Here is a 201-nt window from a genome sequence, read left to right on the forward strand (position 1 = left end):
AATCGGAGAAGATGGTAAAGGTAAAGTACCAAACAGTGAATTACCAGACGGTAAGGTTACAAAACCAGGTAAGATTATCGAACCAGGAAAACCAGCTGTTGAAGTTCCTAATGTAACAACCCCAGCTAAAGTAACTCCAACAGTAGACTTGGAACAAGATCCTAAGACTGGTGATGTTACAGTGACACCTAAGAGACCAGA

General features: G+C 41.3%; 1 pseudogene. It reads left to right on the forward strand.

The features are described from left to right. Positions 1-201: pseudogene (locus tag KV696_RS09925) on the forward strand (hypothetical protein); the annotation flags it as partial.

This window comes from Streptococcus humanilactis, assembly GCF_019448275.1.
Taxonomy (GTDB): Bacteria; Bacillota; Bacilli; order Lactobacillales; family Streptococcaceae; genus Streptococcus; species Streptococcus humanilactis.